21 protein-coding genes are annotated in these 24,620 nt (G+C 70.4%); 13 read left to right on the top strand and 8 right to left on the bottom strand.

Annotated elements, in window-relative coordinates; all coding sequences use genetic code 11:
• Positions 1–76: 76 nt before the first annotated feature.
• Positions 77–709: a GNAT family N-acetyltransferase gene (locus DEI97_RS16230; RefSeq protein WP_111073971.1), complete on the bottom strand. Its 633-nt coding sequence runs from the start codon at positions 707–709 to the stop codon at positions 77–79.
• Positions 710–782: 73 nt separating this feature from the next.
• Here DEI97_RS16230 and DEI97_RS16225 point away from each other — a divergent pair, with 73 nt between their 5' ends.
• Entirely contained in the window at positions 783–1,403 is a 621-nt protein-coding gene (locus DEI97_RS16225) for a 2-phosphosulfolactate phosphatase (protein ID WP_146248065.1), read from the top strand.
• Positions 1,404–1,454: 51 nt separating this feature from the next.
• Complete coding sequence (locus DEI97_RS16220; RefSeq protein ID WP_111073969.1) at positions 1,455–1,757, top strand: DUF427 domain-containing protein; 303 nt, start codon at positions 1,455–1,457, stop codon at positions 1,755–1,757.
• Between the two features lie 55 nt (positions 1,758–1,812).
• Here the strand turns inward: DEI97_RS16220 and DEI97_RS16215 are convergent, their stop codons facing one another.
• The 6 genes from DEI97_RS16215 to DEI97_RS16190 form a co-directional block, all read right to left on the bottom strand.
• Entirely contained in the window at positions 1,813–3,063 is a 1,251-nt protein-coding gene (locus tag DEI97_RS16215; protein ID WP_111073968.1) for an Nramp family divalent metal transporter, read from the bottom strand.
• A 134-nt stretch (positions 3,064–3,197) separates the two neighbouring features.
• Positions 3,198–3,893: a CGNR zinc finger domain-containing protein gene (locus tag DEI97_RS16210; RefSeq protein WP_111073967.1), complete on the bottom strand. Its 696-nt coding sequence runs from the start codon at positions 3,891–3,893 to the stop codon at positions 3,198–3,200.
• Between the two features lie 9 nt (positions 3,894–3,902).
• Positions 3,903–4,409 (bottom strand): SprT-like domain-containing protein, encoded by a 507-nt coding sequence (locus DEI97_RS16205; protein ID WP_258376636.1) that lies wholly within the window; start codon positions 4,407–4,409, stop codon positions 3,903–3,905.
• Positions 4,406–5,218, bottom strand: coding sequence for a hypothetical protein (locus tag DEI97_RS16200; RefSeq protein WP_111073966.1), 813 nt, complete (start codon positions 5,216–5,218; stop codon positions 4,406–4,408). Before DEI97_RS16200 ends, DEI97_RS16205 begins: the two co-directional genes overlap by 4 nt.
• Before the next feature lie 109 nt (positions 5,219–5,327).
• Positions 5,328–6,038 (bottom strand): DUF4064 domain-containing protein, encoded by a 711-nt coding sequence (locus tag DEI97_RS16195; protein ID WP_111073965.1) that lies wholly within the window; start codon positions 6,036–6,038, stop codon positions 5,328–5,330.
• A gap of 134 nt (positions 6,039–6,172) precedes the next feature.
• Positions 6,173–7,015: a spermidine synthase gene (locus tag DEI97_RS16190; protein WP_111073964.1), complete on the bottom strand. Its 843-nt coding sequence runs from the start codon at positions 7,013–7,015 to the stop codon at positions 6,173–6,175.
• Positions 7,016–7,147: 132 nt separating this feature from the next.
• Between DEI97_RS16190 and DEI97_RS16185 the strand changes: the two genes are divergently transcribed.
• The 9 genes from DEI97_RS16185 (at position 7,148) to DEI97_RS16145 (ending at position 21,214) form a co-directional block, all read left to right on the top strand.
• Complete coding sequence (locus tag DEI97_RS16185; RefSeq protein WP_111073963.1) at positions 7,148–7,657, top strand: hypothetical protein; 510 nt, start codon at positions 7,148–7,150, stop codon at positions 7,655–7,657.
• A complete protein-coding gene (locus DEI97_RS16180; RefSeq protein WP_111073962.1) occupies positions 7,654–8,931 on the top strand; it encodes a sensor histidine kinase in 1,278 nt (425 codons plus the stop codon). The genes DEI97_RS16185 and DEI97_RS16180 overlap by 4 nt, the downstream gene beginning before the upstream one ends.
• Entirely contained in the window at positions 8,928–9,644 is a 717-nt protein-coding gene (locus DEI97_RS16175) for a response regulator transcription factor (protein WP_111073961.1), read from the top strand. The genes DEI97_RS16180 and DEI97_RS16175 overlap by 4 nt, the downstream gene beginning before the upstream one ends.
• Before the next feature lie 413 nt (positions 9,645–10,057).
• Entirely contained in the window at positions 10,058–10,681 is a 624-nt protein-coding gene (locus DEI97_RS16170) for a hypothetical protein (RefSeq protein ID WP_111073960.1), read from the top strand.
• 360 nt (positions 10,682–11,041) lie between these two features.
• Positions 11,042–14,530 (top strand): DNA-directed RNA polymerase subunit beta, encoded by a 3,489-nt coding sequence (gene rpoB / locus DEI97_RS16165; RefSeq protein ID WP_111073959.1) that lies wholly within the window; start codon positions 11,042–11,044, stop codon positions 14,528–14,530.
• Between the two features lie 44 nt (positions 14,531–14,574).
• Positions 14,575–18,456 carry a DNA-directed RNA polymerase subunit beta' gene (locus DEI97_RS16160; RefSeq protein ID WP_111073958.1) on the top strand — a complete coding sequence of 1,294 codons (3,882 nt, stop codon included), beginning with the start codon at positions 14,575–14,577 and terminating at the stop codon, positions 18,454–18,456.
• A 373-nt stretch (positions 18,457–18,829) separates the two neighbouring features.
• Positions 18,830–19,255 (top strand): hypothetical protein, encoded by a 426-nt coding sequence (locus DEI97_RS16155; RefSeq protein WP_111073957.1) that lies wholly within the window; start codon positions 18,830–18,832, stop codon positions 19,253–19,255.
• A gap of 328 nt (positions 19,256–19,583) precedes the next feature.
• A complete protein-coding gene (locus tag DEI97_RS16150; protein WP_111073956.1) occupies positions 19,584–20,474 on the top strand; it encodes an ABC transporter ATP-binding protein in 891 nt (296 codons plus the stop codon).
• Entirely contained in the window at positions 20,474–21,214 is a 741-nt protein-coding gene (locus DEI97_RS16145) for a hypothetical protein (RefSeq protein ID WP_111073955.1), read from the top strand. Before DEI97_RS16150 ends, DEI97_RS16145 begins: the two co-directional genes overlap by 1 nt.
• Positions 21,215–21,272: 58 nt before the next feature.
• Here DEI97_RS16145 and DEI97_RS16140 read toward each other — a convergent pair whose 3' ends face one another.
• Entirely contained in the window at positions 21,273–21,671 is a 399-nt protein-coding gene (locus DEI97_RS16140; protein ID WP_181439153.1) for a VOC family protein, read from the bottom strand.
• 56 nt (positions 21,672–21,727) lie between these two features.
• On the opposite strand from DEI97_RS16140, the gene DEI97_RS16135 reads away from it, so the two are divergent.
• Both DEI97_RS16135 and DEI97_RS16130 read left to right on the top strand, forming a co-directional pair.
• The gene (locus DEI97_RS16135; RefSeq protein WP_181439152.1) at positions 21,728–22,762 is read left to right on the top strand and encodes a GNAT family N-acetyltransferase; all 1,035 of its coding nucleotides are present in this window, start codon (positions 21,728–21,730) and stop codon (positions 22,760–22,762) included.
• Between the two features lie 190 nt (positions 22,763–22,952).
• On the top strand, positions 22,953–24,620 hold the full coding sequence (locus DEI97_RS16130) for a GspE/PulE family protein (RefSeq protein WP_111073953.1): 1,668 nt from the start codon (positions 22,953–22,955) through the stop codon (positions 24,618–24,620).

Genomic DNA, 24,620 nt, shown 5'->3' with positions numbered 1-24,620 from the left:
GACCGGCTGGGGTCCGGCCGCACCGACCGGCTGCGGTGTGGGGGCGGCCAGGCGTGGCGCTCGGTCGTGGCGGGGCTCAGGCGTGGCGTGCTGACCGGCGGCGGGCACCCTCGGCCCGGTCGTGGCTGCGCAGACGTTCAGACAACGACAGACGGACCGTCGGCCACTCCGACTGGATGACCGAGAACACGACGGTGTCGCGCATGCTGCCGTCCGGCCCGACCGAGTGGTTCCGGAGGACGCCGTCCTGCTTCGCGCCGATCCCGGCGATGGCCGCGCGGGACCGCGTGTTGTGCCAGTGCGTGCGGAACTCCACGGCGATGCACTGCCACGTCTCGAAGGCGTGCGAGAGGAGCAGCAGCTTCGCCTCGGTGTTGATGCCGGTGCGCTGCGACGAGGCGGCGAGGAACGTCGACCCGATCTCCACCCGGCGGTTCGCGTCGTCGAGGTGCAGGAACGTGGTGGCCCCGACGACCCGCCCGGTCGGCCGGTCGCGCACGGCGAAGGGCACCATCCGGCCCGCCGACTGCTCGGCCAGCCGCCGTTCGATCTCCGTCTCGACCTGCGACGGCGCGGGGACCGAGGTGTACCAGGCACGCCAGAGGTCCCCGTCCGCCACCGCGGCCCGCAGGTCGTCCGCGTGCTCGAGCGACAGGGGCTCGAGCGTGACGCGGTCGCCGGTGAGGGTGGGCGCGGGGTCGGTCTCCATGGCATCGGATCGTACCGGCCGGCGCGGACACCCCGGCTGCGAGCACCCCCTGCCGTCTCGGTATCGTGTCGGCGTGCAGGAGCGAGGGCAGCGGGGGTACCAGGTGCGGTTCGGGTGGGGCGCGGCGGGTGCCGCACGGATCGCGGCGGACGCGCACCTCCTCGTCTGGGTCGACGTCCTCCCGGCAACGGCAACGGCAACGGCAACGGCACCGGCCCCCGGGTCGGACGGCGCCCGCGCACCCCTCGCGTTGCTGCCGGACGGACCGGAGGTCGTGCTCGGCCACCTGGGGAACGTGACGGCCGTCGCGGAACGGGTGCTGCGCCTCCAGGCCGACCGGGGGGACCGCTGTGTCGTGGCGGTCGTCGCGGCCGGCCATCTCGACGAGCCGGTCGGCGGCGGCACGGCGGACGACGCCGGCGAGTTCCCCGACGTGCCTGCGGTGCCGGAGTTCGCGGTCGAGGACCTGCTCGCGGCCGGCGCGGTCGTGGACGCCCTCGTGACCAGCGGCGTCGACCACACCTCGCCCGAGGCGGCGGCGGCCTGTGCGGCGTGGACGGACCTCCGGCAGGCGGCGACGCACCTGGTGACCGCGTCGGAGTCCGCCGGTGCGCTCGACGTCGACCGGGTGCACGCGGCCCTCGCCGTCGGACCGGAGCTGGTCACGCTGCGGCCGTCCACCGAGCGGGCGTAACGTCCCGAGTCGACCGCCGTCCCACCGACGGCGAAGAACGAGGAGTGAGCCATGCAGGCACTGATCGGTGACACCGTCATCGCGGAGGCCCCGGAGACGGACCTCATCCAGATCGAGGGCAACTGGTACTTCCCGCCGGCGAGCGTGAAGACCGAGCTCTTCAGCGAGAGCCCCACGCAGTACCACTGCCCGTGGAAGGGCGACACGCAGTACTGGACCGTGACCGTGGACGGGCAGCAGCACGTCGACGCCGCATGGTCCTACCCGCAGCCGATCCCGACGTCGTTCGACCGCGTCGGTAAGGACTACAGCGGGTACGTCGCGTTCTGGAAGGACGCCAAGGTCTCCGAGTGAGGCCCCGCGACCGCACTGCCCTCGGGCGGTGCGGTCGCCGCCCCGCCCGGTGTCCTCAGCCCGTGACGGTGAGCACGATCAGCGCGATGTTCAGCGCGACGATCACCGCCGCGATCAGCCACGCGAGCACCTTCGTGCCGAGCGCGTTGACGTCGTCACCCATGACGCTCCGCCGTGACGTGTAGGCCACCAGGGGGACGATCGCGAAGGCGATCCCGAAGCTCAGCACCACCTGGCTGATCACCAGCAGCTGCGTCGGGTCGTACCGCAGCGCCAGCAGGACGATCGCCGGCACGAGCGTGACGAGGCGCCGCACGACGAGCGGGACCCGCACGTGCAGCAGCCCGTGCATGATCTCCGCCCCGGCCATGCAGCCCACCGAGGTGGACGCGAGCCCGGACGCCAGCAGTCCGACCGAGAAGAGCACCCCGACCACGGGGCCGACGTTCTCGGCGATGGCGTGCTGCGCTCCCGGGATCGAGTCGGTGCCGGACACCCCCTGCAGCGTGGCAGCCGCGAGGACGAGCATCGCGATGTTCACCCCGCCCGCGAGGACGAGCGCCAGCGCCACGTCCCACCGGGTCGCGACCAGGATGCGCCGACGCTCCGGGCCGACCGGGGTGTCGCCGTGTCGGTCGCGGGCGAGCGCCGAGTGCAGGTACACCGCGTGCGGCATCACCGTCGCGCCGAGCATCGACGCGGCGAGCAGCACCGAGCCGGAGTCGGCGAACCGCGGGGCGATGCCGGCGACGAGTGCCGCGGGGGAGACCTGCGCGAACAGCAGTCCCGCGCAGAACCCGACCGTCAGCACCGCGAGCATCGCCGTGACGACGGCCTCGAAGGTCCGGGCGCCCCGGTGGTGCTGGAGCAGCAGGATCGCCATCGAGACCACGCCGGTGATGAGCCCGCCGACGACGAGGGGGACGCCGAAGAGCAGGTGCAGGGCCAGGGCGCCGCCGATCACCTCGGCGACGTCGGTGGCGGCGGCGACGACCTCGGCCTGGGCCCAGAACAGCAGGCGGGGCGTGCGGCGCATCCGCAGGCCCAGCAGCTCCGGCAGGGACCTGCCCGTGACGATGCCGAGCTTGGCGGAGAGGTACTGGACGACGACGGCACTGGCGTTCGCGGCGATGAGGACCCAGAGCAGCAGGTAGCCGTAGCGGGCACCGGCGGTCAGGTTCGCGGCGACGTTGCCGGGGTCGACGTAGGCGATGGCCGCGACGAACGCCGGACCGAGGAGCCCGAGTCCGGCGGCGCGGCGACCGGGCGGGCGCTGGCCCACGACCGGGGTGGCGGTGTCCGTCATGCACCCACCATGCCAGAGGTTTCGGCGCGCCGAATCCAGACTTTCGGTGCGCCGTCCGTTCTTCGCGGATCCTCGCCCACGCTCCGGACGCCGCGCGCTGCGCTCAGTTCAGGCGGCCGCGCGCTGCGCTCGGTTCAGACGGCCGCGCGGCGGGCCCGGTGGGCGCGGACCTTCGCCCGGTTGCCGCAGCGCTGCATCGAGCACCAGCGACGGGTCCCGCCACGCGAGGAGTCGTAGAACACGAGCCCGCAGTCCGGCGCCGAACAGCGGCTCAGGCGCGCCGGACGCCCGTCCGCCTCGACGTCGTCGAAGCCGACCTCGGTGAGCAGGGCCACGGCGTCACGCGCGACGCTCGACAGCGCCTGCGCCAGCCGCACCCGGTTCGCCCCGGCGCGGCGTCGGCCACCCGGGAGGCTCGGGGGCACGTCCGGCAGGGCGGCGAACAGGTTCACCGTGTCGATGTCGTCCGGCGCCGGACGCGTCCGGCCGGTCCCGGCGCGGAGTCCAGCGGCGACCGCGGTCCGTTCCGCAGCGGAGTCGGCGGGTGCCGGGGCAGCGGCGGTGGCCAACCGGGCGATCGCGGCCCGGAGCGCCCGAGCGTCCTGCAGCTCGCGGGCGGTCGCGCCGACGTCGATCGGTTCGGTGTGCAGCCCCAACCACTCGTCGAGGTCGGCGGGGGTGGCCAGCAGCTCCCCGAGGTGTCCCCGGGGGCGTCGGCGGTCCGGGTCGTCCGCGAACCCGCCGGTGTGTGCGAAGTCCAGGGCGATCCGGCCCGCGTCGAAGAACCACGAGGACCCGGCATCGGTCCGGATGTCCTGGCCTGTTCGCATCCGCCCAGGCTAACGGGTGAGCGGCGCGCCTCCGGCACGATCTGCCGAAGCTGGGGTAGCCGTTCCGCTCCGGCGGTGCCAGGTGATGACGTTCCGTTCGTCGAACCGCCGCCCGCAGCGTGCACACGCCAGCGGTCGGGTGGGCGTCCGGTACCGGAAGTGCTCGTGCCCCGCGGGGCAGGTCCCCACCCACGGGGCGAGTTCGCTGGCGATCGGGCCGTCGTGCAGCCGTGAGCCCGTGTACCCGAGGCCCTGGGCCGTCCGCCGCCACGTGGGACCGTGGCCGGCGCGCGGCCCGCTCAGCGCGTGCGCGATCTCGTGCAGCAGCACCTGATCGACGTCCTCCGGGGTGAACCGGACCGCCAGGTGCCGACTCACCGTGATCCGCCGCCGCGCGAAGTCGCACTGGCCGGCGCGGGTCTTCGCGTTGTCGAACGCGAAGGTCCACGAGCCGTCGGGCAGGTGGTCGCCCATCAGTTCCGCGGCACGGGTCCGTACGTCGTCGAGCAGCGTCACTCGTCCCGGTCCGTGCGCGACGGACGGGCCAGTCGACCCCAGAGCGAGTCGCCCTCGGTCCGGGCGGCGTCCGGAGCGCCGAGCACCCGTCGCGGGGTCGTCGGCAGCGGCGTGGCCGGCTCGGCCGCACGCGGCGTGGGCTCGGCGTCGGTGCGCACCGCGAAGTCGCGGGCGGTCCGGGGACGCTCGGCCTCGGGTTCCGCCGCCGGCTGCGTCATGGAGGCCCGGAGTGCGGCCTCGACGGCGGTCCGGAGCGCCTCGGTGCGCTCCGCCGGGGCGCCGGCAGCGCGGAACGCGTCGTACGACCGGCTGAGGACGGCGCGGGCCTCCTCGAAGCGGGACAGTTCGTAGAGGGACCAGCCCTCGAGTTCGGCGGCGGCGCCCTCGAGCTCCGGCCACTCTTCGGTCGCGGCGGTGTCCCGCGCCATCGAGGCCTCGGTCGCGGCGCGCTCGTACCGGCCGAGGTCGTGCAGGATGTGCGCGCGGCGGATCCGTGCGGACACCTTGTCCTGGCGCTCACCGGTGAACATCGTCAGGCGGAACACCTCTTCCGCGACGGTCAGCGCCTCGTCCAGGCGGCCGAGCAGCCGGAGCAGCTCGGCCCGTTCGGCCAGCGCGTCGGTGCTGCGGCTCTGCCCGAGGTCGCGCAGGCGGTCCTGCACGGCCTGGACGTCGACGGCGGGGCGCAGGCTGATCGGCGCGAAGGTGCTGCCCGGGCTGACCCCGGCGGTCACCGGGGCGGCATGACGGGGCTCCCGGGCCTGGTCGGCGCGGTCGTGGTCTCGGCGTTCGTCGGGCGGGAGGGACATCAGGGTCGAGGGTATCCGCGTCGCCCCGGGAGGTGACCGTGCCACGCGCACGAACGCAGACGGCCCGCCCCGGGAGTCCGGGACGGGCCGAGTGGCGTCGAGCTGGTGGTCACATGCCGGAGACGGATCCGGCGATGGCGCTGGCGTACAGGGCGATGGCCACGACGGCGGCGACGAGGGCGAGCACGACTGCCAGGACACCCCAGACGCGTCCCCGCTTGGTGGCGATCGCGATGATCCCCTGCACGATCGCCCAGAGGCCGAACAGCGAGCCGATCCCGAAGACGATCATGCCGGTGCCGAGCGACGACATCGCGGCGGGGTCCTGCATGAGCTGGCGCTGGAGTTCCTGCGGGTCGCCCGCGCCACCGTTCGCCGCGTAGTCCTGCAGGGCCTGGCTGTTCCCGAGGCCGTTGCCGAGCAGGACCCCGGCGACGACGCCGAGGACGAGCGCCACGACCCCGACGAAGAAGGCGATGATGCCGACGGTCTTCTTCTTCTTGGCAGGCTCGTCGTACGAGTGCCAGGCGGGGGCTCCGGCCTGCTGCTGATTGCCGTACTGCTGCGGCTGCCCGTACTGCTGCGGCTGCTGCCCGTACTGGTCGCCCGGCTGCCCGTACTGCTGCTGCTGCCCGTACTGCTGGTGCTGCTGCTGGTCGTGCTGACCCCATTGCGGCGCCGACTGCTGCTGGTACTGCTGCGTCGGCTGGTCATCGGAGCGGGGTGCGCCGCCCTGCTCCGGGCTGACGCGCTCGCCGTAGCGCGGCTGCTGCGGCTCGCCGTAGCGGGGCTGTTCCTCGTTGCGATCGTCGTTGGTCATCGGCGGCCTCCTCGTGGTGTGCGGTCGCGCGCTGGCGCGGCGTGCTCCGACCATCCTGGCAGCGTCCCCCGCCCGGGGTACGGAGCCCGCGCGATCCGCAGCGAGGCCCCAGGTCGGCGCGTGCCCGATCGTGTTCAGGCGCCGAAGACCGACTTGTTCGGCTCGGGCGACCCGACGGCCGTGGTGTCGGTGACGATCGGGGCGCCCGCGATGAAGGCCCGCAGCTCGTCGCCGTGCACGACCTTGCTCGGCAGCGGGTCGGACGAGTACCGCCGCGGCATGTCCGCGATCGGCAGCTCGCCGGGGGAGCCGAGCAGCACGATGTTGCCGAAGCGCCGACCCTTGAGCATGCCGGTGTCCGCGACCGCCGCCACCGAGGGCAACACCGACTGCAGCGTCGACGCCTGCCCCCGGGCGAAGGCCAGCCCGGCCCCGTCCGCGACGTTCACCGCGACCATCCCGGTCGGGGACAGGAACGACGCGACCGACCGGTAGAACTCGACACTCGTCACGTGCGCCGGTGTGCGGGCACCCGAGAACACGTCGACGACGGCCAGGTCGACGGTGCCGCGGAGTCCGGCCGGCAGCTTCTCCATGACCTCGCGGGCGTCGCCGTACCGCACCCGGATCGAGGCGCCGCGGGGGAACGGCAGGGCGTCCCGGACGTGGTCGACCAGGTCCCGCTCGAGCTCGATGACCTGCTGCCGCGAGCCCGGCCGGGTCACCGCCACGTACCGCGGCAGGGTCAGCGCACCGGCGCCGAGGTGCAGCGCCGTCACCGGCCCCGGCGGCAGCAGGTCGATCGCGTGCCCGATCCGTCGGATGTACTCGAACGCCAGGTGCGTCGGGTCCTCGAGGTCGACGTGCGACTGCGGCGTCCCGTCCACCACCAGGGTGAACGACCCCGGTCGGTGCCGGTCCGGCTCGACGACCGCGTACCCCGCACCCACCCGGAACCCGTCGAACGCATCAGCCATGCGTCCATGGAACACCACCCGGACCCCCGCCCGGTCCCCACCCGTGGGTGGTGGGCCGGCGGACGCCCCCTGGCGACGATGAGACCACCGGCGGGGAACTCCCCGCCGGACCACGACCGGGAGGCCCACCCCATGTCCGTCCAGCTCCTCACGAACGTCGTCATCGGACTCGCACTCGTCGGGTACCTCGCCTGGAAGCAGTCCACCTGGCAGTTCCTGGACCCGGCCCGGATCTGGCGCGGTCCGGTCGTGATGGCGGGCATCGGCATCGTGGTCCTCGCCCAGAGCACCGCCACGATCGACCCGCAGGACGTCGTCTTCCTCGGCATCGAGGCGCTGCTCTCCGTCGGCATCGGCCTGGCGATGGGCAGCCGCACCCGCTTCCGCACCGTCAGCACGCCCGACGCGAAGGGACGCACCCTGCAGTCCCGCACCGGCTGGATCGGTGCCGCCCTCTGGGTCGCCCTGATCGTCGTCCGCGTCGGCCTCGACGTCGTCGGCGCCCACCTCGGTGCACACCTGCTCACCTCGACCGGCGTCATCCTCCTCATGCTCGCCGTCAACCGTGCCGCCCGTGCCCTGGTCGTCGACCAGCGCCTCCAGCACGACGCCCGCGCCTCCCGCGGCATGATGGTGGGATGACCGACCTCCGCGGCCCCGAGGGGCGTGCCGCCGGGACCGACTCCGCACGGGGCCGGTCCCGCGCCGGGTTGTCGATCGGGCTCAACGCGGTCGGCATCGTCGTCGTGGCCTTCTGGTTCGTCCGGAACGGCGTCGCCCAGGAGCTCCCCGTCTGGGTCTGGGTGACCGGCGCCGTCGCGCTCGCCGCCTGGGCCGTCCGCGAGTACGGACCACCCCGCATCGCCGTGCCCGCCGCCGTGCTGATGGTCGGCGCCGGGTCGCTCGCGGTCGTCCACACCGACGGGCTCCTGCTCGTGCCGGTCATCATCGGGCTCGTCGTCCTCGAGGCCGCGCCGACCCTGCCCGTCTGGGTCGCCGTCGTCGCCGCGCTCGCCGCCGTCGTGGTCGTCGCCGCGGTCGCCACGGCCGCCGGCACCTCGGTCGCCCTGGTGCTCGGCACCGCGCTCGGCCTGGCGCTCGGCGTCGTGATCGGCGTCAGCCGCCGACAGCTCCGGGTCGCCGCCGAGCAGGCACGCGTCCTCGAGGAACAGGCCCGCCAGGCGGACCGCGACCAGCAGCGGGCACGTCTGCTCGCCGACCGGGCGCGGGTCGCCCGGGACGTGCACGACGTGCTCGCGCACTCGCTCGGCGGCCTGGTCCTGCAGCTCGACGCGGTGGAGGCGCTCCTCGAAGCCGGCCGCGTCGAGGACGCCCGGCAGCGCGCGACCGACGCACGGGCCCTCGCCGCCGACGGACTCACCGAGGCGCGTCGGGCGGTCCGCGCGCTCCGCGACGACCAGCCCGGCGACGCTGCTCCCATGGGTGTCCCCGGACCGGACGCGGGTGGCGTGGCGGAGTCGCCACGGGCCTCCCGTCCGGCTGGCGACGGCATCGCCGCCCTCGTCGACGCACACCGCTCCTTCGGCGGCACCGCCGTCGTGCAGGGCGACCTCGACCTGCCCGACGTCGACGAGGCCACCCGCGCGGTCGTCGTCTCCGCCGTCCGGGAGGCCCTCAGCAACGCCCGCAGGCACGCCCCCGGCCGCCCCGTGTCCCTGTCCGTCATCCGGGACGGCGACGCCGTGGACGTCGTCGTCGCGAACCCCGTCGCCGCCGACGGACACGGTCTGCTCGGGATGCGCGAGCGGTTCGCCGAACTCGGCGGGGACGCGACCGTCGAGGCCGAACGGTCCGACGGCGAGTTCGTCGTCGCGATGCACGTGCCGGTCGCCCAGGACGTCGAGCGTCCGGCCGTCGGCGGCACGAGCGGTGGCACGGGCGGTCGGACCTCGTGACGATCCGGGTCCTGGTCGCCGACGACCAGGCGATCGTCCGCGACGGTCTCGTCACGGTGCTGTCGCTCGTCGACGACCTGGAGGTCGTGGGCGAAGCCGAGGACGGCGCGGCCGCGGTGGCGATGGTCGCGGCGCTCGCCCCGGACGTGGTGCTGATGGACCTGCGGATGCCCGTCCTGGACGGAGCCGCGGCGACCGGGCGGATCACCGCCGAGCACCCGGGGACCGCGGTCCTCGTGCTGACGACGTACGCGGACGACGACTCGATCCTCACCGCGCTCGCCGCCGGCGCCCGGGGTTACCTGACGAAGGACGCGGGACGTGCGGAGATCGCCACCGCGATCCGGGCGGTGGCGTCGGGGCAGACCACCTTCGATGCGACCGTGGGCGCGATGGTCCTGGCACGGTTGGCGGCCGGGGCCACGGGCGCTGGTGCGGGTGCGGGCGCCGGTGCCGGTGCCGGTGCCGGTGCTGGTTCTGGTGCTGGGGAGCCGAGCGCGGCGGCCGGGGAGCCCGACGTGCGGCAGCGGTTCCCGGAGCTGACCCCGCGCGAGGCCGACGTGCTGACCCGCATCGCCGAGGGTCGCACCAACCCGGAGATCGCCGCCGAGCTGTTCCTCACCGTGCCGACCGTGAAGTCGTACGTCAACCAGGTCTTCGCGAAGCTCGGTGTCCGGAGCCGGGCGGAGGCGGTCGCCCGCGTCCTGCGCTGACGCTGCCCGTCGCCCGCGGCGATCCTGCGCCCGGTGGCGGCTCCTCGCCCGTGCTGGCTCAGGTCCTGGTCGATGCTCCTGCATCGACGGACAGGAGACGTCAAGCCTCGCGACGTACCGTGGACGGGTCCTCGCGACGACGAGCGACGCGACCGCGGATCCCCACCGACCGGTCGTGCCCGTCGTCCCGGACCCGCTCAGACCGCGTCGTCGACTGCCCGCCACCGGCAGCCGCCCGCGTGCCCGTCGGGACCGACCCGGACGCCTGCCCGACGACGAGCCCCGCGCCCGTCGCGGGTCCCGACGACGTGCTCCGCGTCCACCCGCACCGCTGCGCCCCGCACCGCCCTCACCAGCACCGCGGCCAGCACACCCCGCACGACGTCCGGGCGCCCGCCCGAAGGAGCACCCCCATGACCGCCGACACCATGTCCGTCCCCGTCCGACCGAGCCGACCGGGCCGGACCCCGACGCACGCTCCGGCCCGGGTGCGGAGCGAGGCGGGGGCGGGGCGGGCCTCCCGTCCGCTCGTCGAGGACCACCAAGGCGCACCGGTCTGGATGCGCGCCGTCGGCGGGGTCGTCCTGACGGCCGGTCTCGCGCTCACCGCGGCCGTCCTCGGCTGGCCGGGAGACGCTCCCGAGTCCGCACTGGTGATCCCGGGCCTCGTCGCGATCGTCGTCGGTGTCCTGGCGCTCGTCGCCCGGGCCGGCCTGACGGTCACCGAGGACGCGGTCGTCCTGCACTTCCGCCCGCTCCCGCCGCGGCGCATCGCCCGCCGGGCCATCACGGCCGTCCGGGTGACCGAGGCGGACGCGCGCACCTACGGCGGCATCGGGCTGCGGGTCGGTCGTCGACGGCGGGCACTCGTGCTGACGCCGGGGCCCGGCGTGGAGATCACCGACGTGTCGGGGCGGACGACGTTCGTGCGGAGCGACCGACCCGAGGACGCGGTGCGGGCGCTGGTCGGGGCTGCCCGATCGGGCTCCGCTCTGGCTCCCGCCGAGGGCTCCGCTCTGGCTTCCGCCGCGGGATGAGACAGGTCGTCCGGCGCTTATACACGCCGGACTCGATCTCGGTCAAGCCAGGGACTGGACAGCGCACTGCCGAGCCACCTATGATGACAGTTCGCGCTCCCTGGCATCCGTGTCGTCATATTGCGGTCGACCGAGTTCCACGAAGACGCCTCTCAGCAGGTGCTTCGCTGAACACGCCTGGTGATGCCGGTCCCGTATATGGCGGCGGGACCCGCTCACCGATCATCCCACACGCGGCTCCGGACCCGGAGCACACCGTACTCGTGTCCTGATCACCGGGTTGCGCCGAGCGATCTATCCACTCACCTACACACTGCTTCGTCAGTGTCGGCCCGACGGGGCCTACCGGAGGTCACACCCTTGGCTGCTGCGCCCAACGCATCCACCAACCCCAAGAACGGTCGCAACCACTCGCGACTCTCGTTCGCCAAGATCACGGACACCCTCACGGTTCCTGATCTGCTCGCCCTCCAGACGGAGAGCTTCGACTGGCTCGTCGGCAACGACGCATGGAAGGCCCGCCTCGCCGAAGGGCAGGAGCAGGGTCGTACCGACCTCGCGCTGCACTCCGGCCTCGAGGAGATCTTCGAGGAGATCTCCCCGATCGAGGACCTCGGCGAGACCATGCAGCTCTCGTTCACGTCCCCGGAGCTCGAGGACCCGAAGTACTCGATCGACGACTGCAAGGAGCGCGGCAAGACCTACGCCGCTCCGCTGTACGTCAACGCCGAGTTCATGAACCACATGACCGGTGAGATCAAGACGCAGACGGTCTTCATGGGCGACTTCCCGCTCATGACCGAGCGCGGCACGTTCATCATCAACGGCACCGAGCGTGTCGTCGTCTCGCAGCTCGTGCGCTCGCCGGGCGTGTACTTCGAGCGTGCGCAGGAGAAGACGTCCGACAAGGACATCTACTCGGCGCGCATCATCCCGTCGCGTGGCGCCTGGCTCGAGTTCGAGATCGACAAGCGCGACCAGGTCGGCGTGCGCATCGACCGCAAGCGCAAGCAGTCCGTGACCGTCTTCCTCAAGGCCCTCGGCCTGACGAGCGAAGAGATCATGGAGGAGTTCCAGGGCTTCGCGTCCATGGAGTCGACCCTCGAGAAGGACGCCGTCCTCACGAAGGAAGAGGCGCTCAAGGACATCTACCGCAAGCTGCGCCCGGGCGAGCAGGTCGCTGCCGAGGCCGCGCGTGCGCTCCTCGACAACTTCTACTTCAACTCCAAGCGCTACGACCTGGCGAAGGTCGGTCGCTACAAGCTCGACCGCAAGCTCGGCATCGACGCCCCGCTGTCCGACTCGGTGCTCACCGTGCAGGACATCGTCGCGACGATCAAGTACCTGGTGTCCCTGCACGCCGAGCGCACCACCATGGACGGCGTCCGTGACGGTGAGCCGGTGCAGCTCCGCCTCGACGTGGACGACATCGACCACTTCGGCAACCGTCGCATCCGCGCGGTCGGCGAGCTCATCCAGAACCAGGTCCGCACCGGTCTGTCCCGCATGGAGCGCGTCGTCCGCGAGCGCATGACCACGCAGGACATCGAGGCCATCACGCCGCAGACGCTCATCAACGTGCGTCCCGTCGTCGCTGCGATCAAGGAGTTCTTCGGGACGTCCCAGCTGTCGCAGTTCATGGACCAGAACAACCCGCTCGCGGGTCTGACGCACAAGCGTCGCCTGTCGGCCCTCGGCCCGGGTGGTCTGTCCCGTGAGCGTGCCGGCGTCGAGGTCCGTGACGTCCACCCGTCGCACTACGGCCGCATGTGCCCGATCGAGACCCCGGAAGGCCCGAACATCGGCCTGATCGGCTCGCTCGCGTCCTTCGGTCGGATCAACTCGTTCGGCTTCATCGAGACCCCGTACCGTCGCGTCGTCAACGGCGAGGTCACGAAGACGATCGACTACCTGACCGCCTCGGAAGAGGACGAGTTCGTCGTCGCGCAGGCCAACGCCCCGCTGACGAGCACGTTCCACTTCGCTGACGACAAGGTGCTCGTCCGCAAGAAGGGCGGCGAGGTGGAGCTCGTCGGCAAGGACGAGGTCGACTACATGGACGTCTCGCCGCGCCAGATGGTGTCGGTCGCGACCTCGCTCATCCCGTTCCTCGAGCACGACGATGCGAACCGCGCCCTCATGGGTGCGAACATGCAGCGCCAGGCCGTGCCGCTCCTCCGCTCCGAGTCGCCGCTCGTCGGCACCGGCATGGAGGGCTACACCGCCATCGACGCCGGCGACGTCATCACCGCCGACAAGGCCGGTGTCGTCTCCGAGGTCTCGGCCGACGCCGTGACCCTGCAGCTCGACGAAGGTGGCACGCAGACCTTCTACCTGCGCAAGTTCGACCGCTCGAACCAGGGCACCAGCTACAACCACCGCGTGATCGTCAGCGCCGGTGAGCGTGTGGAGCAGGGCGAGGTCATCGCCGACGGCCCCGCGACGGAGAACGGCGAGCTCGCGCTCGGCAAGAACCTCCTCGTCGCGTTCATGCCGTGGGAGGGCTACAACTACGAGGACGCGATGATCCTGTCGCAGAACCTCGTGAAGGACGACACGCTCTCCTCGATCCACATCGAGGAGTACGAGGTCGACGCCCGCGACACCAAGCTCGGCAAGGAAGAGATCACCCGCGACCTGCCGAACGTCAGCCCGGACCTCCTGGCCGACCTCGACGAGCGCGGCATCATCCGCATCGGTGCCGAGGTCCGCCCCGGCGACATCCTCGTCGGCAAGGTCACGCCGAAGGGCGAGACCGAGCTGTCCGCCGAGGAGCGCCTGCTCCGTGCCATCTTCAACGAGAAGTCGCGCGAAGTCCGCGACACCTCGCTCAAGGTGCCCCACGGTGAAGAGGGCACGATCATCGGCGTCAAGGTGTTCGACTCGCAGGACGGCGACGACGAGCTCGGCTCGGGCGTCAACCAGCGCGTGGTCGTCTACATCGCCCAGAAGCGCAAGATCACCGCGGGCGACAAGCTCGCCGGTCGTCACGGCAACAAGGGCGTCATCTCGACGATCCTGCCGGTCGAGGACATGCCGTTCCTCGCGGACGGCACCCCGGTCGACATCGTCCTCAACCCGCTCGGCGTCCCCGGACGCATGAACTTCGGCCAGGTGCTGGAGATCCACCTCGGGTGGCTCGCCAAGCAGGGCTGGCAGGTCGAAGGCATCCAGGAGTGGGCCGAGAACCTGCCGGAAGCCGCGCACAGCGCAGCCCCCGGCACGAAGGTCGCCACCCCGGTGTTCGACGGTGCGTACGAGCGCGAGATCGAGGGCCTCCTCGACTCCACGCTCCCGAACCGCGACGGCGAGCGTCTGATCGGTTCCTCGGGCAAGGCACAGCTCTTCGACGGCCGCTCCGGCGAGCCGTTCCCGGAGCCCGTGTCGGTCGGCTACATGTACATCCTGAAGCTGCACCACCTGGTCGACGACAAGATCCACGCCCGTTCGACCGGCCCGTACTCGATGATCACGCAGCAGCCGCTGGGTGGGAAGGCGCAGTTCGGTGGACAGCGCTTCGGCGAGATGGAGGTGTGGGCGCTCGAGGCATACGGTGCCGCGTACGCCCTCCAGGAGCTCCTGACGATCAAGTCCGACGACATCCTCGGCCGCGTGAAGGTCTACGAGGCGATCGTGAAGGGCGAGAACATCCAGGAGCCCGGCATCCCGGAGTCGTTCAAGGTCCTCATGAAGGAGATGCAGTCGCTCTGCCTGAACGTCGAGGTCCTCTCGGCGGACGGCCAGGCGGTCAGCCTGCGCGACACGGACGACGAGGTCTTCCGTGCCGCTGAAGAGCTCGGCATCAACATCTCCTCGCGGTTCGAGTCGTCGTCCGTCGACGACATCTGATCCCGCCCGCTGAACACGTTTCGAACCAGCAAGAGAGAAGAACATTGCTCGAAGCAACTTCCTTTGACGCCATTCGGATCGGCCTCGCTACCGCCGAGGACATCCGCCAGTGGTCGTACGGCGAGGTCAAGAAGCCGGAGACGATCAACTACCGCACCCTGAAGCCCGAGAAGGACGGTCTGTTCGGTGAACAGATCTTCGGTCCGTCCCGCGACTGGGAGTGCGCCTGCGGCAAGTACAAGCGAGTCCGGTTCAAGGGCATCGTCTGCGAGCGCTGCGGCGTCGAGGTCACCAAGTCCTCGGTCCGTCGTGAGCGCATGGGCCACATCGAGCTCGCCGCACCCGTCACGCACATCTGGTACTTCAAGGGCGTTCCGTCGCGCTTGGGCTACCTGCTGGACATGGCCCCGAAGGACCTCGAGAAGGTCATCTACTTCGCGGCGTACATGATCATCAGCATCGACGAGGAGGGCCGTCACGCTGACATGCCCGGCCTCGAGAACGAGATGCGCCTCGAGATCAAGACGCTCGAGGGTCAGCGCGACTCGATCATCGCCGACCGCCTCAAGAAGCTCGAGGACGACCTCGCAGCGCTCGAGGAAGAAGGCGCCAAGGCCGACGTGAAGCGCCGGACCAAGGACACCGCCGAGAAGGAGATGTCCCAGGTCCGCAAGTCCTTCGACGAGGACATCACCCGTCTCGAGCGTGTTTGGGAGGACTTCCGCAACCTCAAGGTGGGCGACCTCAAGCCCGAGGACGCCGTCTTCCACGAGCTCCAGGACCGCTTCGGGATCTACTTCGACGCCTTCATGGGCGCCGAGGCGATCAAGCTGCGGCTCGAGGCCTTCGACCTGGCCGCTGAGGCCGAGGCACTGCGTCTGCAGATCGCCGAGGGCAAGGGCCAGAAGAAGATCCGCGCGATCAAGCGTCTGCGCGTCGTCAGCTCCTTCCTCGCCACCGGCAACTCGCCGGCCGCGATGGTGCTCGACGTCGTGCCGGTCATCCCGCCGGAACTGCGCCCGATGGTGCAGCTCGACGGTGGCCGCTTCGCCACGTCGGACCTCAACGACCTCTACCGTCGTGTGATCAACCGCAACAACCGTCTCCGCCGCCTGCTCGACCTCGGTGCCCCCGAGATCATCGTGAACAACGAGAAGCGCATGCTGCAGGAAGCGGTCGACGCGCTGTTCGACAACGGTCGTCGTGGCCGCCCCGTCACGGGTACCGGCAACCGCGCCCTGAAGTCCCTGAGCGACATGCTCAAGGGCAAGCAGGGTCGTTTCCGCCAGAACCTGCTCGGCAAGCGCGTCGACTACTCGGGTCGTTCGGTCATCATCGTCGGCCCGCAGCTCAAGCTCCACCAGTGCGGTCTGCCCAAGCAGATGGCGCTCGAGCTGTTCAAGCCGTTCGTCATCAAGCGCCTGATCGACCTGTCGCACGCGCAGAACATCAAGTCGGCCAAGCGCATGGTCGAGCGTTCGCGTGCCCAGGTGTGGGACGTGCTCGAGGAGATCATCCGCGAGCGCCCCGTCCTGCTGAACCGTGCGCCCACGCTGCACCGTCTCGGCATCCAGGCGTTCGAGCCGCAGCTCGTCGAGGGCAAGGCCATCCAGCTCCACCCGCTGGTCTGTGCTGCGTTCAACGCGGACTTCGACGGCGACCAGATGGCCGTGCACCTGCCGCTGTCGGTCGAGGCCCAGGCCGAGGCCCGCATCCTGATGCTCGCCTCGAACAACATCCTGAAGCCGTCCGACGGCCGCCCGGTGACCCTGCCCGCACAGGACATGATCATCGGTCTGCACCACCTGACGACCGTCCGCGAGGGCGCCGTCGGTGAAGGCCGTTCGTTCTCCTCGGTCGCCGAGGCGATCATGGCGAAGGACCAGAACACGCTGCACCTCAACGCGATGGTGAAGATCCGCATGTCGGGTGTCCACTTCGCCGAGGGTGAAGCACCCGAGGGCTACGAGGTCGGTCAGTCGATCCTCCTCGAGACCACCCTCGGTCGCGCGCTGTTCAACGAGACCCTCCCGACGGACTACCCGTTCGTCCAGAAGGTCACCGACAAGGGCACGCTCTCCGCGATCGTCAACGACCTCGCCGAGCGCTACTCCAAGACGGAGACGGCCGCTGCACTCGACCGGATCAAGGACGCGGGCTTCTACTGGGGCACCCGCTCCGGTGTGACCGTCGCCCTCTCGGACGTCGTGACGCCTCCTCGCAAGAAGGAGATCATCGCGGGCTACGAGATCCAGGCCGCCAAGGTCCAGGGTGAGTTCGACAAGGGTCTGATCACGGACTCGGAGCGTCGCGCCGACCTGATCAAGATCTGGACCGAGGCCACGAACGAGATCGCGCAGGAGATGCGCGACAACTTCCCGAAGGACAACACCATCAACCGCATGGTGTCGTCGGGTGCTCGTGGTAACTGGCTGCAGGTGCGCAACATCGCCGGTATGCGTGGTCTGGTGAGCAACCCGAAGGGTGACATCATCGCCCGCCCGATCATCAACTCGTACCGCGAGGGCCTGACGGTGGCGGAGTACTTCATCGCCACGCACGGTGCTCGCAAGGGTCTGGCGGACACGGCTCTCCGTACCGCCGACTCGGGGTACCTGACCCGTCGTCTCGTGGACGTGTCGCAGGACGTCATCATCCGTGAGGACGACTGCGGGACGACCCGTGGCCTCGAGCTGCCGATCGCGACGATGGGTGCCGACGGCAAGCTCGTCCGCGACCCGCGTGTCGAGAACACCGTCTACTCGCGCACCCTCGCGACCGAGGCCGTCGACGCCTCGGGCACCGTGGTGGCCGAGGGCGGCGAGGACGTCGGTGACGTCCTCCTCGACAAGCTGCTGGCAGCCGGTGTCGAGAGCATCAAGGTGCGCTCGGTCCTGACCTGCGAGTCGGCCGTCGGTGTCTGCGCGCAGTGCTACGGCCGTTCGCTCGCCACGGGCAATCTGGTCGACATCGGTGAGGCGGTCGGCATCATCGCCGCCCAGTCCATCGGTGAGCCCGGTACCCAGCTGACGATGCGTACCTTCCACACGGGTGGTTCGGCCTCGGCCGACGACATCACGCAGGGTCTGCCCCGCGTGACCGAGCTCTTCGAGGCTCGCACCCCGAAGGGCGCGTCCCCGATCGCCGAGGCCCCCGGCCGCGCCACGATCGAGGACACGGACAAGGGTCGTCGGATCATCCTCACGCCGGACAACGGCGACGAGCCGTTCATCTACCCGGTGCTCAAGCGTGCGACCCTCCTCATCGAGGACGGCCAGCACGTCGAGCTCGGCGAGCAGTTCATCGCCGGCACCGTCGACCCGAAGGAAGTCCTCCGGGTCAAGGGTGTCCGAGAGGTCCAGAAGCACCTGGTCAACGGTGTGCAGGACGTCTACGGCTCGCAGGGTGTGCCGATCCACGACAAGCACATCGAGGTCATCGTCCGTCAGATGCTCCGCAAGGTCACCGTCGTCGACCACGCCGACACCGACCTGCTGCCGGGTGAGCTCGTCGACCGGTCGCGCTACAACGCGATCAACCGGGCTGCGCTGCAGGAGGGTCGCAAGACCGCCTCGGCTCGCCAGGAGGTCATGGGCATCACGAAGGCGTCCCTCGCGACCGAGTCGTGGCTGTCCGCCGCGTCCTTCCAGGAGACCACCCGCGTCCTGACGCAGGCGGCCATGGAGGGCAAGCAGGACCAGCTCGTCGGCCTCAAGGAGAACGTCATCATCGGTAAGCTCATCCCCGCCGGGACGGGCCTCAGCCGGTACCGCGACGTGGACGTGAACGCGACGGAAGAAGCGAAGGCGGAGCGGTACCCGAACCGCATCTTCGCGGACGACTCGTCGTTCTCGGACGCCGACCTGAGCTTCGTCGACTTCGACAGCTTCTCGTCGGACGACTTCACGCCGGGTACGTACAACTGAACCGAGTGAGTCCCTGAGGAGGGCCCCGCATCCAGTCGGATGCGGGGCCCTCCTTCGTTCGTGCGGTTGCGCCCGCGGGCGCCGGACGGGAGGCACGGGGAGGGCTCGCCACGGGCCTCCTGTCCGGATGGGGCTGGGTCCCAAGCGCAGACCGGCGTCGCTGTCGCGACCACCGGAACCACGGCCGCTTTCGTCGGCGGTGGAAGTCGGGCGCGGGATCCTTGTCCGTTCGATGGTGGCTCTGTCGCGGGATGTCAAACAGCACCAGCCCCCGAGTAGAACTGAACGTCTACACTTGATATGTTGCCACGAGTTCGGAAAGGGCGCCGGACCATGCCCGGTCCGGCGCCCGATGACTGCGAGGAGCAATCTGATGAAGTGTAAGCAACACAACTGGGCGACCACCACGGCGATCGTCGCCTGCATCACCGCTGCGTCCGTGCTCGGATCAGGGCTGTCGGCCCAGGCCAGCGCGCCCACCGCCCAGGGGTCCGCGGCGGTCCGAGGCGATCACGTGTCTGTCCGGGCCGAGGCGCTCTCGATCTCGGAGTCTCCCCGGGCAGCGCCTGCAGCGCCGACCGAGACCGCGACCGGCACCGAGACGCGGAGCTGGGGCACCCTCGTCCGCACTGCGATCAACGCGCTGAAGAAGGTGCCCGCACTCTGGAACAAGGTCGTGGACGGCGTCAAGAAGGCGTACGCGACATTCCGGACGAAGGTGTGGCCAGCGATCAAGGGCGTGGTCGGTGCGATCAGCACGGCGATCACCGCCTGGGACATCTGGAAGTCCTTCAACTGATGGGCGTGACCGGGGGCCGTACTGGGGTGCGGCCCCCGTCACCGGAGGCGGTGGAGACCACGGAGATGCCGACAACGAGAACAACACGACCACATCCGTTGCGGTCCCGAGGAGCGAGTGTCCTGTCCGTCGTTGCAGTCGTCATCGCGATGTGGGCACCGACGGCGATAGTCATGGACAAGCCGCTCGCGGTAGCGGCCGCGGGCATTGCCGTGCTGTGCTGCGCGGCCGCCGGGACGCTGGACTCAGCGAACCGTCGAGCCCCCGCTGCGTTCGTCTTCTGCCTGCTCCTGTGCAGTAGCGCGTTCCTGATCCACGCGGTGACACGATGAGCGTCGAGATCGCTCTCCACGGTGTGAGCAAGCGCTACGGACGGAACACCGTGCTCTCCGACGTGAGCTTCACCTGTCGACCGGGAACGATCACCGCTTTCTGCGGCCCGAACGGTGCAGGGAAGACGACCGCTCTGCGCGTCCTGGCTGGTCTGACCAGGCCTGACGCGGGTGCGGCACTCATCAACGGCCGGCGGCTCCTGGACATCGAGGAGCCCGCGCGTGCCATCGGGGTCGTCCTGGACGCGTCCGCCTTCCACCCCGGTCGCACAGTTCGAGAGACGCTGCGGCTGGGCGCGATGACGATGGGGGTCGATTCCCATCGCGCGGTCGAATGCGTCGAGCTGGTCGGACTCGGAGGCGTGCAGATGCGACGCGTGGGACAGCTCTCACTCGGTATGCGGCAGCGCCTCGGCATCGCACACGCCCTGCTGGGTGACCCGGGCGCGCTCGTGTTGGACGAACCGTCCAACGGCCTCGATCCCGGTGGCATCCTCTGGCTCGATCACGTGCTCACGACGTTCGCCGATCGCGGAGGGACCGTGCTCGTCTCGACCCATCAGCTCGCTGCTGTCGAGCGGACAGCCGACAGACTCGTCGCAGTGTCCCGTGGGAGGGTGGTCGCGGACACGGCGCTGAGCGACGTCCGAACAGAACGGACGACAGTCGGGTCGGACGACACCCGTCTCGGAAGCGTCCTCCGAGCAGCCGGATGGCGTGTTCAGCAGACCGGGAGCCGCTTCGTCGTGGAGGCTTCCCCCGTCGCCGTCGGGCGACTCACCTGCGACCAGGGCATCGCTCTGTGCGAGCTCCGGGCCGATGAGCACCGTCTGGACGAGTTCCTCGCAACAGTGTCGGCACCCGAGTACCAGGGGAAGGTCGACTGATGCGGAAGGTCTTCCGACTCACCACCGTCGAACTCAGGCGAGCAGTGGACACTCGGGGTCCTCGATGGGCGTTCATCGTCACGATCGGCGCTGGTATCGCGCTCGGCCTCGTCGTCCCCGGCGGGACATCCGGAACATTCGAGTCGTTCGTGTCCGCGGTGTCGCTCGGTCTGCCGCTCTTGGTGGGGATGCTCGCGGTCATGGTCTTCACTGCAGACTGGGGCACACGGGCCGCCCTGGTGACCTTCGTCCTGACTCCGAGGCGTTCTCGGGTCATCGTCGCCCGCTACCTCGCTGTCCTCGCGCTCACGGTGGGCTCACTCGTCGTGATCCACATCATCGCGGCCCTGGTGTTCCTCGTCGCAGATGTCCAGGCAGCCGGAACCATCGTGACTGCTGGAGTCGGCGCGCAGTTCGCTTCGATGCTGGGCACCACCATCGCGTCGGCCCTGACGGCCATGGCGGTCGGAGGGCTCATCCTGCGCACTGCGCCGGCGCTCGTGGTTGCGGTGTTCGCGCCGTTCGTCCTGACGATCGCACTCGCCTTCACCCCCGCTGTCCTCGTCTGGGCCAATCCCTACGGCTTCGCCAGCTGGCTTGCGGACCCGGTCCTCCGGTGGAGGGTCGATGACGACGCAGGTGCCGTCGGGGTCGGACCGGCACTCACGTCGTTCATGATCTGGACGGTGGTGCCTCTGGTGCTGGGTTGGTTCCGTCAGTTGCGTGCCGAGCCACGGTGACGGACGGGACGCCCGGGGCGGACCCCGCCACGTGCCTCCCGTCCGGACGGGGCGGGTCCTAGACGGAGCGCCCGGCGTCGCTGTCGCGCCCGCCGGAACCGCGGCCACTCTCGTCGGCGAGCGAGTAGAGGCTGAGGACGTTGCCGTCGGGGTCGCGGGCGTCGAACCAGTCGACGGCTCCGTCGACGCACTCGATCGGTCCGACGTCGATGCCGAGGGCCGCGATGCGCGTGTGCTGGGCGGCGACGTCGTCCACGCCGAAGCGGACGATGACGGGGTTGTCGTCGGCGTCGGGGTCCTCGAGGAGCTGGATCCAGATGCCGCCGACCTCGTACTCGGCGACGCCCTCGGTCGGTTCGAGGTCGGGCTCGAGCCGTTCGAACACCGCGCCGTACCAGAGGCAGGAGGCCTCGAGGTCGGTGACGGGCAACCCCACGGTCACGCTCGTGATGTCCATGTCTCATCATGGTCCGTCGATGCCGGGCGCGTCGAGGGGTAGGGCATGCTGGGGGCATGGCGACGCTGCGCGAACGGGTCACGGCTCCGGCTCACCTCGACTTCCCCGAGCCGGTCGGCGGGCTGACGTTCCGGCCGGCCACCATGGCGGACCTGCCGGCCGTGCACGGCATCGCCCTCGAGTCGGCGGCGGTCGACGAGCCGCACGCGCATCCCTCCACAGAGGACTTCGTGCACCGGCTGTCCACAGAAGGGCTCGACCCCGAGCGTGACACGGTCGTCGGGACCGATGCTGACGGTCATGTGCACGCGTACGCCATCGTCATCCCGGTCCCGACCAGGGACACCGCTGCCCGGATCCTCCTGGGCGGCTCGGTGCGACCCGCGTACCGCGGACAGGGCATCGGCCGACGGGTGCTCGCCTGGCAGACCGCACGGGCCCGACAGCACCTCGCCGGGCTCGACCTCGATCTGCCCGGTGCCGTCGACCTCACTGCTCCGCAGGGATCGTCCGCGCTCGCGCTGGCCGCACGGGCCGGACTCCACCCGGTGCGCACCTGGGTCGACATGCAGGTCGTGCTCGATGGTGACGAGCGCGCTGCGGAACGGGACCGCCTGCCGTCGCTGCCGGACGGCCTCGTGCTGCGTGCGGCGACCGGAGACGACATCGAGCCGATGCGGGCTGCCAAGAACGACGCCTTCCGCGACCACTGGGGCTCCCAGCCGATGGTCGAAGCGGACTGGCGCGGGTACCTCACCGCCGAGAAGAGTCGGCTGGACCTGTCTCGCGTGGTCGTGGACGAACAGGGGGACGTGCTGGCGTTCACGGTGGTCGAGTCCGACCCCGGTGCCTTCGCCGCCCGCGGCCGGAGCTTCGGGTACATCCACTGGGTCGGTGTCGTCCGTCGAGCGCGCGGGCGTGGCCTCGCACCGCTCGTCGTCCGGGCCACCCTCGACGCCCTGCGCGACGCCGACCTGTCCGCCGCGTCCCTCGAGGTCGACGCTGAGAACCCGAGCGGTGCCGTGGCGCTCTACGAACGACTCGGGTTCGTCGGCGGGACCGCCACGATCACGACCTCGATGGCGCTCTAGGCCCCACCCGCGGATCTCGATACCCGCGGGTACCCCTGTTCTGGGTCCAGTCAGAACCCCTCCGGCCCCTCCTTCTGGGACTGCTCGGCGGCCGGGCGCCGGACGTACCGTGGTCGAGCGCCGCAACCCTGGCGGCGCCCATCGATCCACGCCGATCCGTCGCGCGCGCAAGCAAGGAGGTACAGGGCACATGGCAACCCTGTCCGAGATCCTGATCCTCAACGGCGCCCTCCCGATCGAGTACCTCGACGCGATGACCGGTCACGAAGACGTCGACGAGCAGGCGATCCGCTCACTCGTCGAGCAGGGCGTCGTGAGCGAGGCGCAGTACATCACCGCGCGTGCGGCGTCCCACAACTCCAAGACGGTCCCGCTGACCGACTACCCGGTGGACGGCACGGCCGTCTCGGTGCTCCCCGCGCCGCTGTGCCGCCGGCACGCGGTGCTCGGCATCGGGTTCGAGGGCGAGACCCTCGTGCTCGCCATGGTGAACCCGGCGAACGTCCTGGCGATCGACGACGCTCGCACGGCGTCCGGCCGGCCGATCAAGCCGCTGCAGGTGGACGAACGGGACCTGCTGTCGGCGTTCGACCGGTACCTGCGGGCCGACGACGAGCTCAACGACCTCACCTCGTCGCTCGAAGAAGAAGCACGGACCACCGAGCACCAGGCCGACATCGGTGACGGCTCGCTCGACGACGTCCCGATCGTCCGCTTCGTCAACCTGCTGGTCTCGCAGGCGATCCAGGACCACGCGTCCGACATCCACATCGAGCCCGGCGAGCACGAGGTCCGGGTCCGCTACCGCATCGACGGTGTCCTGCACGAGATGACCCCGGCGCCCAAGAACATCCAGAACGGCGTCATCAGCCGGCTCAAGATCATGAGCGACATCGACATCGCCGAGCGGCGGAAACCCCAGGACGGCCGCATGTCCGTCCGGCACGGCGGCCGACAGATCGACCTCCGCGTGGCGACGCTGCCGACGGTGTGGGGCGAGAAGGTCGTCATGCGCATCCTCGACAACACGAACACGTCGTTGACGCTGAAGGACCTCAATCTGCTCGACCGGAACGCCGCTGCCTACCAGCGCTCCTACTCGAAGCCGTACGGCATGATCCTGGTCACCGGCCCCACCGGTTCCGGCAAGTCGACCACGCTCTACACGACCCTGAACGCGGTCGCGAAGCCCGAGATCAACGTCATCACCGTCGAGGACCCGGTCGAGTACCGGATGGCAGGTGTCAACCAGGTGCAGGTCAACCCGAAGGCCGGACTGACCTTCGCGTCGGCGCTCCGCAGCATCCTCCGCTCGGACCCCGACGTCGTCCTGCTCGGTGAGATCCGTGACCACGAGACCGCCCAGATCGCGATCGAGGCGTCGCTGACCGGCCACCTCGTGCTCTCCACCCTGCACACCAACGACGCCCCGTCCGCGATCACCCGGCTCACCGAGATGGACATCGAACCGTTCCTCGTCGGGTCCGCACTCGACTGCGTGGTCGCCCAGCGTCTGGCCCGCAAGCTCTGCGACCGGTGCAAGGCCCCCGCGTTCTACGAAGCCGAGCAGCTGCACGCCCTCGGTTTCCTCGACAGCGCCGCCGCCGAGGTGCCGGACTTCTTCGCGCCGATCGGCTGCTCCGTCTGCTCGAACACCGGGTACCGCGGCCGCATCGCCCTGCACGAGGTCATGACCGTGTCCGAGGAGATCGAGCGCCTCGCGGTGTCCCGGGCCTCGAGTGCCGAGATCAGCCGCGTCGCCCAGGAGCAGGGCATGCTCACCCTCCGCATGGACGGGTGGGAGAAGGTCAAGCTCGGGCTGACGAGCGTCGACGAGATCCTGCGCGTGGTCGCGTAG

This window comes from Curtobacterium sp. MCLR17_032 (assembly GCF_003234795.2).
Lineage (GTDB): Bacteria > Actinomycetota > Actinomycetes > Actinomycetales > Microbacteriaceae > Curtobacterium.
The sequence above is the reverse complement of the archived record's forward strand: the minus strand, read 5'-3'. Positions and strand labels throughout refer to the sequence as shown.